Origin of the sequence: Mesorhizobium helmanticense, assembly GCF_003034915.1 — a bacterium.
Taxonomy (GTDB): Bacteria; Pseudomonadota; Alphaproteobacteria; order Rhizobiales; family Rhizobiaceae; genus Mesorhizobium; species Mesorhizobium helmanticense.
Map to the genome: position 1 here is coordinate 34,327 of NZ_PZJX01000039.1, position 12,909 is coordinate 47,235.

11 protein-coding genes are annotated in these 12,909 nt (G+C 63.6%); 5 read left to right on the plus strand and 6 right to left on the minus strand.

From position 1 onward, the window contains the following. Positions 1–90: 90 nt before the first annotated feature. Entirely contained in the window at positions 91–1,293 is a 1,203-nt protein-coding gene (locus C9427_RS20795) for an MFS transporter (protein ID WP_107651067.1), read from the plus strand. A gap of 70 nt (positions 1,294–1,363) precedes the next feature. Here the strand turns inward: C9427_RS20795 and C9427_RS20800 are convergent, their stop codons facing one another. Beyond that, positions 1,364–1,666, minus strand: a complete 303-nt coding sequence (locus tag C9427_RS20800; RefSeq protein ID WP_107650981.1) for a DUF1330 domain-containing protein — start codon at positions 1,664–1,666, stop codon at positions 1,364–1,366. Between the two features lie 527 nt (positions 1,667–2,193). Between C9427_RS20800 and C9427_RS20805 the strand changes: the two genes are divergently transcribed. From C9427_RS20805 to C9427_RS20820, 4 genes are read left to right on the plus strand one after another with little or no spacing between them, the layout of a single operon-like run. Beyond that, the gene (locus C9427_RS20805; protein WP_107650982.1) at positions 2,194–3,384 is read left to right on the plus strand and encodes an acyltransferase family protein; all 1,191 of its coding nucleotides are present in this window, start codon (positions 2,194–2,196) and stop codon (positions 3,382–3,384) included. 2 nt (positions 3,385–3,386) lie between these two features. Then, complete coding sequence (locus tag C9427_RS20810; protein WP_107650983.1) at positions 3,387–4,490, plus strand: glycosyltransferase family 2 protein; 1,104 nt, start codon at positions 3,387–3,389, stop codon at positions 4,488–4,490. Position 4,491: 1 nt separating this feature from the next. Further along, positions 4,492–5,538: a glycosyltransferase family 2 protein gene (locus tag C9427_RS20815; RefSeq protein WP_107650984.1), complete on the plus strand. Its 1,047-nt coding sequence runs from the start codon at positions 4,492–4,494 to the stop codon at positions 5,536–5,538. Beyond that, positions 5,538–7,322 carry an ABC transporter ATP-binding protein gene (locus C9427_RS20820; RefSeq protein ID WP_107650985.1) on the plus strand — a complete coding sequence of 595 codons (1,785 nt, stop codon included), beginning with the start codon at positions 5,538–5,540 and terminating at the stop codon, positions 7,320–7,322. The genes C9427_RS20815 and C9427_RS20820 overlap by 1 nt, the downstream gene beginning before the upstream one ends. A 75-nt stretch (positions 7,323–7,397) precedes the next feature. Here the strand turns inward: C9427_RS20820 and C9427_RS20825 are convergent, their stop codons facing one another. The 5 genes from C9427_RS20825 to C9427_RS20845 form a co-directional block, all read right to left on the minus strand. After that, a complete protein-coding gene (locus C9427_RS20825; RefSeq protein WP_107650986.1) occupies positions 7,398–8,894 on the minus strand; it encodes a sulfatase family protein in 1,497 nt (498 codons plus the stop codon). Between the two features lie 85 nt (positions 8,895–8,979). Next, complete coding sequence (locus tag C9427_RS20830; RefSeq protein ID WP_425351669.1) at positions 8,980–9,948, minus strand: aliphatic sulfonate ABC transporter substrate-binding protein; 969 nt, start codon at positions 9,946–9,948, stop codon at positions 8,980–8,982. Positions 9,949–9,983: 35 nt separating this feature from the next. Further along, positions 9,984–10,763, minus strand: coding sequence for an ABC transporter ATP-binding protein (locus C9427_RS20835; protein WP_107650988.1), 780 nt, complete (start codon positions 10,761–10,763; stop codon positions 9,984–9,986). Further along, positions 10,760–11,506 (minus strand): ABC transporter permease, encoded by a 747-nt coding sequence (locus C9427_RS20840; RefSeq protein WP_245437131.1) that lies wholly within the window; start codon positions 11,504–11,506, stop codon positions 10,760–10,762. The genes C9427_RS20835 and C9427_RS20840 overlap by 4 nt, the downstream gene beginning before the upstream one ends. Positions 11,507–11,565: 59 nt before the next feature. After that, entirely contained in the window at positions 11,566–12,696 is a 1,131-nt protein-coding gene (locus C9427_RS20845; protein WP_107650990.1) for an ROK family transcriptional regulator, read from the minus strand. Between the last annotated feature and the right edge of the window lie 213 nt (positions 12,697–12,909).

The window sequence follows — 12,909 nt, forward strand, 5'->3', positions numbered from 1 at the left end:
TTCATGCAGCGACATCGTCCTTCGGACGCAAGCGGCGCGACGAAGCTCAAAAAAAGTCGCGCCGTGTCCAAACGATCTCGGGAGAAAAGCATGAGCCTTTCCTATCGTTGGGTCATCGTCGCGGCAGGTGCCGTGATGACCTGTGTCGCGATCGGCGCGATGTTTTCGCTGGCGATCTTCCTCGAACCGATGGCGCTCGACACAGGCTGGTCGCGCGCCGGCATATCGAGCGCCATGACGCTGAACTTCCTGGTGATGGGTCTCGGCGGCTTCGCCTGGGGCGCGGTCTATGACCGCCTCGGCGCCCGCCCCGTGGTGCTGGCCGGCGCAGTGCTGCTCGGGCTGGCGCTGGTGGTGGCGAGCCGCGCCGGCTCGCTTCTCGTCTTCCAGCTGAGCTACGGCGTGATCGTCGGGCTGGCGGCAAGCGCCTTCTTCACGCCGATGATCGCGCTGACCACCGCCTGGTTCGACACCAACCGCAGCCTTGCGGTTTCGTTGGTCTCGGCCGGCATGGGCGTGGCGCCAATGACGATCTCGCCCTTCGCGCAATGGCTGATCACGGCATATGACTGGCGCACCGCCATGTTCGACATCGGCGTGATGGCGTGGGTGCTGCTTTTGCCGGCGGTCCTTCTGGTGCGCCAGCCGCCAGTGCCTGCCGCTGCTACCGAAGCCTCATGGCCGGCTGCGGAGGGCGCCGGCATGTCGGTGCGCCAGGCGCTGCTGTCGCCGCAATTCATCGTTCTGGGGCTGACCTTCTTTGCCTGCTGTGCCGCGCATTCAGGGCCGATCTTCCACATGGTGAGTTATGCCATGCTGTGTGGCGTGGCACCGATGGCGGCGGTCTCGATCTACAGCGTCGAAGGCCTGGCCGGCCTGGGCGGCAGGCTGTTGTACGGCGTGCTTGCCGACCGGCTGGGCGTCAAGCCGGTGCTGATCGCGGGGCTGGCGATCCAGGCCGTGGTGATCGCGGCTTATCTCGCGGTCAGTGAGCTCGGTCAGTTCTACACGCTCGCCGTCATCTTCGGCGCCACCTATGGCGGCGTGATGCCGCTCTATGCGGTGCTGGCGCGCGAGTATTTCGGCCAGCGCATCCTCGGCACGGTGTTTGGCGCGGCAACCATGTTGTCCAGCCTCGGCATGGCCTTCGGGCCTCTGGCCGGCGGCATGGTGTTCGACGCCTACGCCAACTATTCCTGGCTGTTCATCGGCTCTGCCCTCGTCGGGTTGGGCGCCGCGGGAATCGCGATTGCCTTCCCGCCGCTGCCACGCAGGGAACTGCAGCCGGCGTAGGGTGAGTGGAAAGCGGCCGCTTGGATCGCAAGCGGCCGCGACGTCTGCCGCTACGAACGACATTCAGCAACTACCCCGGCGCCGGAGCGATCCCTTCAACTGCTATGATACGCGTGTTGGCGCTGCGAAAGCGGATTGCCTTCAGGCGCTCATATTCCGGTGAGTCATACCAGGCGGCCAGCGAAGCCATGTCGGGAAATTCGATGATGACCAGGCGATGCGGCTCCCAGTCGCCTTCAAACACCCTGGTTGTGCCGCCACGCGCAAGATAGCGGCCGCCATGGCGCTCCTCGGTGGCCGGGACCTCGCGCCTGTATTGTTCGAATACGGCCGCGTCGGTGATATCGACATCGGCGATAAGATAGGCTGCCATCGGTGTCTCCTCCCTCTCGGCAAGCGGTGCAACCGACCGTTCTCAAATCCTCTTCCACATCGTCAGGATCGGCAACGGGCGGCCACCAATAATAATGCCAGACGTGTGCTCAGACCTCAGTTCCCCATCCTGATCGGCAGCCGGCGTGCTGCATCGCAGCACATTTGCGTCAATGGAGAGCAGAGCAATGTCTGGGCGTAAAACTGTCAAAACCCGCGCAAATCGGGCAGTTTTCGCGCATTTCGCGGACTGCGCCTCACGCGACTATTTCAACGGCGTTAACATTTTGTGTTGCGGTGCACCATTGTTCTCCTATTCTCGCCGGGGGGCATTATTTGCGGGAAGAGGCTTTCCTCTCGCCTGGAGGTTTGGTCGCCTGGAGGTCTGGTGAAGCGTTGCGTTGACGCAGTCCGCAATTTTTCCCGCCATTTGGCGGGCACCCTGGAAGGGGACGGCGGAGAGCTGTTTGATCGCTCCGCCTGCAATTGCCGATTTCATAGGAGCTATCCCACCGGCGGGCGCGGCTGATGGGACGCGATACGCAACTGGACGCGCTGCGGGCCATCGCCGTGACGATGGTCATGTATTCGCATTTCTTCGCGGCGGGAGGGTCTTCCTTCTGGGGCCACATCGGCGTGCGAATGTTCTTCGTGCTGAGTGGCTTTCTAATCACGCGCCTGCTTCTGGAGGCGCGCGCGGCCGCTGAATTCGAAGCCTTGCCCGCTCTGAAGTCCTTCTATGTCAGGCGGGCGCTGCGGATATTCCCTCCTTATTTCGCCGTGCTGGGTTTCGTCTGGCTGGTGGACCTGGAACAGTCCAGGGGGTCGCTGGCCTGGCACGCGCTTTATCTGTCGAATTTCTGGTTCGCATTGCGCAATGAATGGACGCCCTGGGTGCTTGCCCATCTCTGGAGCCTGAGCATCGAGGAGCAGTTCTATATCGTCTGGCCATTGATTGTCCTGCTGGCGCCACGCCGGCGCCTCGGGGCGATCTGCATCGGCGTCATCCTGTTGTCGCTGTCCTATCGCTTCTATTGGCCGGTCACTGGCGCTCCCAACCTTGCGCGGGACCTGTTCCCGCCGGCGTCGATGGACGCGCTGGCTGCGGGTGCGCTGCTTGCCGTCCACCGAACCGGAACCGCTCAATTGCCGCGGTGGCTGCGACTTGGCTGGCCGGCGTTCGCGGCCGCGTTTTTTTTCCTGCAATGGTTTATCCCGACGCCGGCGGATTCCGTGCAGGAATGGGGCCGCTGGCTGCTGTTGGAAGTCCTCCCGCTCGCGCCGCTCGTGGCGGTCGTCGCCAGCTGTTCGCCGGGTCTCGGCGGTTATCGCGGGAAGCTTCTCGACCTGCCGCCGCTGCTGGCCCTTGGCCGCGTCAGCTATGGCCTCTATCTCTATCATCCCATCGTCCTGTCGCTTGCCGTCAAGTCCCAGCCCTGGATCCCTGTCAATGTCTCGGAGCAAGGGCCGGGACGGTTTCTGGTGGCAGGAACGGCGACCGTCATCGTCGCTTCAGTCTCGTGGCTGCTTTTCGAAAGGCCGCTCAACAGTCTCAAGCATCACTTTCCCTATGTCGCTCCAGGAGCCGGCGCCGCCATTCGGGCCAGCGTCGGCACCAGCGACGCCGGATGGCTCGCGGCAGGAGCGTATCCCCATGGATCGCTTGACGGCCGCAAACCATCCCTGGCACGCGATCTCCAACGAACGGATCGGAGCTGACCATGGTTACGCCCTTGGTGTCAGTTCTGCTGCCGATCTACAATGCCGGACCCTACCTGGCGGCCGCGCTCGGCAGCATCCTGCGGCAGGACTACGATCGCCTGGAGATCATCGCGATCGATGACGGTTCGACGGACAATTCGCTGCAGATCCTGCAGAATTACCGCAAATCTGACAGTCGCATCTCCATCATATCACGAGAAAACCGCGGCCTCATCGCAACCCTGAATGAAGGGTTGGCTGTGGCGCGGGGCGAACTGGTTGCCCGGATGGACGCCGATGATGTCGCCTATCCCTGGCGTCTGTCGCGCCAGGTGGACGTCTTCAAGCGGCAGCCTGACCTCGCTTTGTGTGGCGCGGGTGTCGATTTCCTGCTTGGCAGCCGCATCATCAGGGGCCGGCCAGACCCGGTATTCAAGGACAATCTGCTGCGCATATTGTCGATGTTCTTTACGATATTCATGCACCCTACTGTCGTCTACAACAGGAATATCATAGAGGAAGATATTCTATATTATGATGAAAACTACAAACATGCCGAAGATTTCGATCTCTTCAGGCGGCTTGCCGACCGGTATCCGGCGGCGATGATCCCCGAAAACCTGATCGCCTATCGCATCCATGGCGACAGTGTGACCAACCGGCACAAGCAGGAAATGCGAAGGACGCATTTGAAGATCGTGGCGGAGAATCTCGAGCGGGAAGGTCTTGAGCAAAGGACGCGAGACCTGCGCGACATCGGCGATGCTGTCTCGACGGAGACGGTGCGCCGGGCCGCCGAATGGCTTCTGGCGCTGGAGGAGAGGATTTCCCGACTGCCGGCGCAAACGCGGCCAAGCTTCGAGGCCGGAACGTTGAACCTGTTCTATTTCCTTTACCAACTCATAGGCGACGAGATGCAACCGCTGTTGACGCACGAATTCCTGACGCGGACTGCAAAATGGGACCTCATTCGGCGCCGCGAGCGCTATGGATTGCGTGCCAGCGCATACGCGCCGTGGTTCAGTCTCGTCTCGATGTCTGCCACCAGGCAGGTGGACGCCTTGTCGCGGTATCTGCAGTCCGTGCCGGCCGCGGCGGTTCTGCCTTCCTATCGGTTGACCTAGAATGACCATCAAATCCCCCCAACTTCTGCAGCACAGTCGCTCGACGACATTAGCGCCCCTTTCGGTCGATCCCCGGGCGAAGCATGGACCCGCGCCCGAGGTCAGCTTCATCGTCTCGACGCGCAACCGCGTCGCCGTGCTCGAGCCTTGCATCAAGTCGATCCAGTCCGCGTGCCGCGCCCATCCCGCCTTCGCGGCCGAGCTGGTGGTTGTCGACAATGGCTCGACCGACCGCACGGCGGAACGACTGGCCAGCATCGCCGACATGTCCGACATCCCATTCACGGCTGTTTGCGAGCCACGCCGTGGATTGGCAGCCGCCCGCAACGCCGGACTGACGCGTGCGCGCGGCCGTGTGCTGGTGTTCGTCGATGATGATTGCGCAGTCCACAAGGATTATCTCCGCGATTTGCAGCGACACTATGCGGCTGGGGAACGGGTCATCCGGGGAGGCCGCGTCGAGATCGGCGATGCCAGGGATCTGCCGTTCACGATCAAGCGGTCGCCGGTCCGCGAGCGACTGACTCCCGATGTCCATCCTGGCGGCTTTGTCCTGGGCTGCAACATGACGATGCACCGCGATGTCGCGGCCCGTATCGGGCTTTTCGACGAACGGTTCGGCGCGGGCGGTCCGCTGCGCTCCGCTGAGGATACGGATTATCTTGTGCGTGCGGTCCTGCTCGGTATCCCGGTCGAGTATGTGCCCGACATGACAATTTTCCATCATCACGGCCGCCGCGATCGCAAAGCCATCGAAAAGCTCCACCGGGACTACAGCCTGGGCAATGGCGGGCTGTGCCTGAAACATGTTCGCGCGGCGCCCTGGCTGCTTCGCCATTTCTACTGGGCCGCGCGGGCGGCCTTCAGGGAATTGGTGAATGGTCCTCAGTTCGATGGCGAACTCAAGCTATCGCACTGGCCGATCGTCGTCATGAATATGCTCGGCGCGGCCAAATTCGCGGTGCTTTTGCTGGCGAGAAGGCCAGAGGCGCCGCAAGTGCGGCAGGATCAACAAGCAAATGCCGAGGCAAGGGTGAATACGCCATAATGCAACTGTTGCCGCCAAGCCTGCCCATGCTGTGCCGCGCGCTCGGAAAGAGGCAGTTGCGCCTGCTTCCCGCCGTGGTCGTGCTTGGCCTTGTCAGCGCGGCCCTCGAAGGGTTCGGCATAGGCCTGATCATCCCCTTGCTGGGCATCATCATGGGGCAGGGAGATCAAGCCGGAATGGCCGGCTTCTCCGCCGTCTTCCAGCACGTCGGATCTGATCTGAGCGAGCGCGAACGGCTGATCGTCATTTCGGTCGCCATCCTCGGTTCGATCGTGCTGAAGAACGTCTTCGCCTTCGCCAACACGCTGCTGACGACCTTCATCTACGGCAAGGCCAGTCATGCGATCCGCAGCGCGCTGTCGGAGCGGCTGCTGCGGGTCGGTTACCCCTTCTTCCTGCAGCAGAGTCCTGGCCGGCTGCTCAACATCATCTCCAACGAATCCTGGCGGGCATCGGATGCGATCCAGATCATGCTGGCGGCGATCGTCAGCGCATCGGCGGCAATCATCCTGCTTATTTTTCTGCTGCTGCTTTCGTGGCAGATGACACTTTTGGTCACGCTGGGACTGGCGCTGGTCCAGATCGCCCACGCCATGCTGTCGGCCAATCTGAAAGCGCCCAGCCGCAGCGTCGCCTCCCGCAACAGCAATCTCGCCTCGCAGATGCTCCACCTTGTGCATGCCGGGCGTCTGATCCGCATTTTCGGACAGGAGGAGCGCGAGAAAGCGGTGTTCGACAAGGCATCGGACGGGGTCCGCCGCGCTGCTTTCGTCCTGCTCACCCGTCAGGGCGCGTTGCCGCCGCTGACCGAGGTGCTGCACGCGATGCTGTTTCTGGCGGTGGTGATCGGCGCCTGGTTCGCTGGCGTGAGCTTCCCGCTGATCGTCGCGTTTGTCATACTGCTCTACAGGCTGCAGCCCCATATGCGGGCCTTGCAGATGTCCTGGAGCCAGTTGCAGGGCTTGAGTGGATCGCTTGAGGAGGTTCAGTGGATGCTGGACCCGTCCGACAAGCCCGAGCCTCCGCAAGGGAGCGGACCGTTCCACGGCCTGCATCAGGGAATCAGCTTCGACGACGTGACCTTTACCTATTCTGGCACGGACCAGCGCGCGGTCGTGCTGCATGCGGCGACGTTCGACATTCGCAGCGGCCGCTCGACGGCGCTGATCGGTCGCTCGGGCGCCGGCAAGACGACGATCGTCAATCTTCTATGCCGCTTCGTCGAGCCCGACGCCGGTAGAATTCTCGTAGACGGCTCACCGCTGCACCAGATCGATCCCAGCCAGTGGAGGAAGCAGATTGCATTGGCCAGCCAGGAGCTGGAACTTGTTGATGGCAGCATTTTTGAAAACATAATCTATGGGCAGGAGACGGCCTCGGCCGCCGATGCCGAGCGCGCGGCAAGACTGGCCGAAGCGCATGAGTTCATCGAACATCTGCCGCAAGGCTACAAGACGGTGGTTGGCTACAGGGGCATCAATCTTTCAGCGGGACAGAGGCAGCGGATCGCACTGGCGAGAGCGCTGGTGCGCGATCCCGATATCCTCATTCTCGACGAGGCCACCAACGCTGTGGACGGATTGTCTGAAGCGGCAATCGTCGAGACGCTGAAGTCGAGGGCGGGCCGCCGCACGACCATAGTCATCAGCCATCATCACAGCACCATCTCGTTTTGCGACGACGTGGTGATCCTCAGTGGCGGCCGGGTGAAGAAGCAGGCACCTTTCGCCGCGCTGGCGACGCTGAGCATGGATGAGCTTTACCAGCACGAGCCGCTGGAGTGATGAGCCGCGGTTCGGCCGCGGGCAAAAGCTGGTGCATGTCGCCCAAAGCCGCCGCGCACATTTGGGCGACATGCATTAGTTCAGGGATTTGCGGCGCGGCAAAGGCGCGGGGTGACGCTGCTCGAGCACCGTTGCAGCGGCCTCGCGGCCGGTCGCCCGCAAACGTTCCAGGTATCCCGGAAGCTCGCCGCGGCAATGGAACGGCCCCCCTTCGCGCATGACCGTCACCAGCGGATCGACATCGGTGTCGCTTTTCACGGCCATCTCGGTGCGCCAGTCCTCCAGCAGGCGGTTCGCATGGGCGACAAGCTGCGGATGCGAGGCGGACAGATCATCCTGCTCATGCGGGTCCTTGCTCAGGTTGAACAGGCTGACAGGGCCGAAATCCTTGTAGCCGTCATGATAGGTGCGCAGCATCAGCCAGTCGGCGCCATCCAGGCGAAAGCGCACGCCGCGCTGCACGGCCCAGGCCCCCTGACTGAGCACCAGGAATTCGCGTCCGCCATCCGCCTTGCTTTCCAAGGCTGCCGCGAAGGAACGGCCGTCCCACGGCGCCGGCACCGTGCCGCCGAGGCGGTCGATCAGTGTCGCTGCCCAGTCGAAATGGTAGTGCAGCCCGTTGTTAACGCCGCGAAGATCCTCGGCGCCGGGCCAACGGATGACGAGCGGCACGTTGCAAGTGAATTCGTCGGCGGTCTGGTGGTCGCCCCAGATGTTGAGTTCGCCGAGATTCTCGCCGTGATCGGCGCCGATGACGATGATCGTCTTGTCGAACAGGTCCTGCCGCTTCAATTCCTCGATGATCAATCCGAGATGATGATCGGCATAAAGGATGCCGGTGTCATAGCCGTCGAACCAGCCCTTGACGTCGGCCATGTCGGCGATCGGCGCCGGCATGCGGCGCCACTTCGATCCGCCGGGGGCGACATCGAATCCGGACGGCTCCTGCGGGCTGTGCGGGCCGTAGCCGGCATGGAATTTCTCGAATACCGCCCCAGTCATCCAGTCGGGCGTCGGCTCGCCGGCGAAGGGGTCGCCGAAGGCGTCAGGCGCGCGGTAGGGCGTGTGCGGATCCCAGACGTTGACGTGCAGGAACCACTTCTTCGCGGAGCCGTTGCGCTTCAGCCAGTCCAGCGCCAGGGCCGAGACCTCGTCGGCGTTCTCCATGCCGGCCTTGCCCGGATTGATGATCTCATTGAAGCCGGCATACCAGTGCCAGCAGCCGTGGCGCTCGCCGAAGCTGGAGATGGTGGTGGTGTGGTAACCGAGGTCGCGCATCGCGCGCATCCAGCCTTCCTCGTAAAAGGTTCCGGCCCAGGCCCGCTCCGGGCCTTCGCGAAACGGCTCGCAGGCGGTGCCGCCATGGCCGACGACGCCGGTCCTCATCCCGTGGCGGCCGCTCCACAGCGCCGTGCGCGAGGGATGGCACGGAACGTCCGACACATAGACATTTTCAAAGCGGATGCCGTCCCTGGCCAGGCTGTCGATGATTGGCGAGGTGTTGCGGTGGTAGCCGTAGCAGCCGAGATGGTCGCGCCTCAGGCTGTCGATGTCGATGTAAAGGACGTTCATGGGGGAGGCGGTCATTGGGTACTCTTTTGGGAAATGAACTTGGAGACGTGCCGCCCCGGCCGGATGCCGGGGCGGTCGGGCGGGCTCAGGCCGCCAGATAGAGATCGGCCATGTAGTAGTCCTTGGGATCGAGCGCGGTGTCGAACTTGCCGAAGGTCTTGAACAGCTCGTTCATGGTGCTGAACCAGCCGGCGACGGTGCCGTCCGTGGTCAGCTTGGCAAGCTCGGCCGACGTCATCAGCTTGCCGTAGCCGGCTTCGGTCTTGAGCTGCTCTGCCGGGATGCCGAGCTGCTTGGCGGTTATGTCGACCGCCTCGTCGAGATGCGCGGCGCGATAGTCCTGCGCCTCCTTGATGACGCCGATCACCTTCTTGACCAGATCGGGGTTGCTCTCGACCAGGTCGTTGCGGGCGATGAACACGCTGGGGAAGGTCGTGGCCGGGTAGAAATCGTCATTCTTGGCGATTTCGACGAGATCGGGCACGGTCTTGCGGATGATGCCGACAAACGGGTACCAGATGCCGGCAGCGTCGACCTGCTTGGAGGAGAAGGCAGCGACCACGGTGCTCGGATCCATCGGCACCACTTCGATGTCGTCCACCGTCATGCCGGCCTTGCGCAGCGCAAGGCGCAGCAGCATGTCGCCCGAAGTGCCGGCTGGAACCGCCACCTTCTTGCCCTTGAGGTCGGCGATCGAGGCGATGCCGGCTTGCGCGATGACCCGGTCGGAAAAGCCGACATCGTTGACGGCGATGATCTTGGCCTTGCCGGTGGCCGGCAGCCACAGCGCGCCCGGTCCGAGATAGCCGAATTCAAGGCTGTTGGCGCCAAGCGCCTGGACCTGGATCGGACCGTTGGTGAAGACCTTGGTGTCGGCCTCGACGCCGTGCTTTGCCCAGAGCTCCTTGGCGTTGGCGATGCTGGCCACGCTGGCGCCCCAGAAGTCGCCATTGTAGCCGATGCGGGCCGGATCCCCAGCCGCCCCGGCCGGGACGGCGCCTGCCGCCAGGACGGCGGCCGAGGCGGACAAAACGACGAAGTCACGTCTATTCAATGTCATGTCTTCTCTCCCTGTTGCTAACCTTGTCGTTACCCGTGCGACTGCGCGGGCTGCTGGTGGTAGACGGCATGCCAGACGCGGTTGCGGATGGCCGTGAATTCGGGGGACAGCCTGATTTCCTCGGTGCGCGGATAGGGCAGGTCGACCTCGATGATCTCCTGCAGCCGCCCTGGTCCGGCCGCCATGACGACAACCCTGTTCGCCAGATAGACGGCCTCGTCGACGTCGTGGGTGATGAACATCACCGTGCGACGCTCGCGGCTCCAGGTTTCAAGCAACTGATCCTGGAGCTGGACGCGCGTCAGGGCATCGAGCGCGCCGAACGGCTCGTCCATCAGCAGGATGACGGGATCGACGGCATAGGCGCGGGCGATAGCGCAGCGCTGTTTCATGCCGCCCGACAAGGTCTTGGGAAGGGCGTCGGCGAACTGGCCGAGGCCGACCAGATCGATGAAGCGCTCGGCGATCTCGCGCCGCCGTGCCGGTGGCTCGCCCTTGATGCGTAGGCCGAACTCGACATTGTCGCGCACGCTGAGCCATGGAAACAGCGCATATTGCTGGAAGATCATGCCGCGTTCCGGCCCCGGGCCTTCGACCGGCTTGCCGTCGACGGTAACCTCGCCGCCGCTGGCCTTGAGTAGGCCAGCGGCGATGTTGAGCGCAGTGGATTTGCCGCAGCCCGAGGGGCCGACCACGGTGACGAACTCGCCGTCGGCGACATCAAGCGAGAAACGGTCGAGCGCGAGGAACGAGCCGCCCTTGAGATCGAAGCGGCGTGTGACATTGTCAAAAACGATCTTCGGCGTCATATCCGCTCCTGCCATATGGTCAGGCGCCGCTCCACCGCCTGCAGCATGCGGTCCATGACAAGGCCGAGAATGCCGATGGCGAACAGGCTGACGAAGATCGTCGGCAGGTCGTAATAGAGCTGCGCCTGCTGCATGCGGTAGCCGAGGCCGGACTGGGCGGCGATGAGCTCGGCGGCGACCACGGTGGCCCAGGCCGATCCCAGCCCGATGCGCACGCCGACCAGGATGAAGGGCGTCGAGGCCGGCACAACGACGCGCCGGAATATGGTGAAGTCCTTGGCGCCGAGAACCCGCGCGGCGTTGATCATGGTGCGGTCGACGCTGATCACGCCCTGATAGGTGGCGACGACGCTGGCCAGGAAGGAGGCGAGGAAGATGACGAAGATCTTCGGCGTCTCCTCGATGCCCATGGTGACGATGGCGAGGGGAATTATGGCCAGCGGCGGTATCATGCGGAAGAACTGCAGATAGGGCTCGACCAAAGCACGCGCGACCTTGTACCAGCCCATGGCGAAGCCGACCGGGATGGCCAGCAGCACGCCGAGCAGGAAGCCGGTCAGCACACGCGCAAGGCTGGCCACCGTGTCGCGCAGGAGCTGGCCGCTACCAAGCAGTTCGATGAAGCGGGCGAGCACTTCGGGCGGCCTCGGCAGGCCGACCACGCCGCTGCCGGTGAGCGCCCACCAGATCGCCACGCCGGCCGCCACGCCTACAATGTTCAGCCCGAGGCTGGCGAAATCCATCGCCGGCCCCCGCTCGGCCTTGCCCGACGATGCGGTGCGCGGCTTTGCCGAGGCGGCGCTCATCGCGGCGCTCCGGAGTAGAACAGATGGTCGAGCGCGACCGCGGCGCCGCCGATAGCGCCGGCGCCTGGCCCGATGCTCGAGCGCTCGAAGCGCAGCATGTCGCGCATGGGCGGCAGCACGCGTGGCGGCACGCCTGCGCGGATGGCGTCGATGAAGCTTTCCGGCGCCTCGGCCAGATGCCCGCCAAAGACGATCAGATCCGGGTTGAGCAGATTGGTGGCGCTGGCGATTGCGGTCGTCAGATGACGAATGGCCGCGTTCCACGCCTCGGTATGCTTTTCCACGGCGGCCAGCAGCCGTTTCGGATGGGGGATCTCGATGCCGGCCGCGCGCGATAGCGCGCGTTCGGACAGGAAGGTCTCCAGGCAGCCGGTGCTGCCGCAGGCGCAGCGTGCGCCATGCTCGACCACCTGGATATGGCCGAGTTCCACCGCGCCGTACCCGCCCGGCCGAAACGGCTTGCCGTCGACCACGAGGCCGGCGCCAAGGCCAGTGCGCAGATAGATGTAGAGCAGGGCGGATGCTTCGCGGCCGATGCCGTAGCGCGATTCCGCCAGCGCCATCGCGCTGACATTGTGCTCGACGACAACCGGCATCCGCAGTGCCGCTTCCAGTTCGTCGGCGAACGCCACGTTCTTCCAATCGTAGTTGATCGACAGGAGATTGCGGCGCCGCTTGACATCGACAGGCCCGGGAACACCCAGACCCATGCCGAGGATCTTCGATCGGTCCGCACCTGTCTTCCTGATGAGGTCGTCGACCATCCTGGCGACCTTGGCGATCACGGTCGCCGGCTCGATTGTGGCCGTATCGAAGTGAAAGGATGAAAGCTTTTTCGCCGATGCCTTCAGGTCGGTGATCGCGGCGTGGATGGTGCCGGCGCCAATGTGCACGCCGACCACATGGTGGGCATCCGGCACCAGCGCCAGGTCTACCGCGGGCCGTCCTATTGGCGCGCCGCCCGCAGCTATCTGGGTGAACTCGGTGACGATGCCGTCCCTGAGAAGCTGCGCCGTCAGATGGGTGAGCGCCGTCGGCGAGAGCGCCGTGCGGCGCGCCAGCTCCGCCCTCGACTGGGGACCGTCATCCCTCAGAATGCGCAGGATCGCTCCGTGATGGATGCCCATTCTTCCTCCCAATTACTTTCTAATGTTTAGAAATTAATTGATGGAGTCAAGTGCTGCTCGGGATGGCGGATTGGTGAGCCCAAGCGACTATTCAAAGAAAACCCGCCCCGGTTTTCCGGGGCGGGTCTGTTGCCTGAGGCGGAACTCGACACATGGCCGCGACAGTAATGGTCGCCGCGAGCCGGTGAAGATCGGGTTAACCGACAATTTGAT

Excerpts from the sequence above, each read along its gene's own strand:
- C9427_RS20800 (WP_107650981.1), bottom strand. The coding sequence starts at position 1,666 with ATGGCAGCCTATCTTATCGCCGATGTCGATATCACCGACGCGGCCGTA.
- C9427_RS20815 (WP_107650984.1), top strand. The coding sequence starts at position 4,492 with ATGACCATCAAATCCCCCCAACTTCTGCAGCACAGTCGCTCGACGACA.
- C9427_RS20805 (WP_107650982.1), top strand. The coding sequence starts at position 2,194 with ATGGGACGCGATACGCAACTGGACGCGCTGCGGGCCATCGCCGTGACG.
- C9427_RS20845 (WP_107650990.1), bottom strand. The coding sequence starts at position 12,696 with ATGGGCATCCATCACGGAGCGATCCTGCGCATTCTGAGGGATGACGGT.
- C9427_RS20835 (WP_107650988.1), bottom strand. The coding sequence starts at position 10,763 with ATGACGCCGAAGATCGTTTTTGACAATGTCACACGCCGCTTCGATCTC.
- C9427_RS20820 (WP_107650985.1), top strand. The coding sequence starts at position 5,538 with ATGCAACTGTTGCCGCCAAGCCTGCCCATGCTGTGCCGCGCGCTCGGA.
- C9427_RS20795 (WP_107651067.1), top strand. The coding sequence starts at position 91 with ATGAGCCTTTCCTATCGTTGGGTCATCGTCGCGGCAGGTGCCGTGATG.
- C9427_RS20825 (WP_107650986.1), bottom strand. The coding sequence starts at position 8,894 with ATGAACGTCCTTTACATCGACATCGACAGCCTGAGGCGCGACCATCTC.
- C9427_RS20810 (WP_107650983.1), top strand. The coding sequence starts at position 3,387 with ATGGTTACGCCCTTGGTGTCAGTTCTGCTGCCGATCTACAATGCCGGA.
- C9427_RS20840 (WP_245437131.1), bottom strand. The coding sequence starts at position 11,506 with ATGGATTTCGCCAGCCTCGGGCTGAACATTGTAGGCGTGGCGGCCGGC.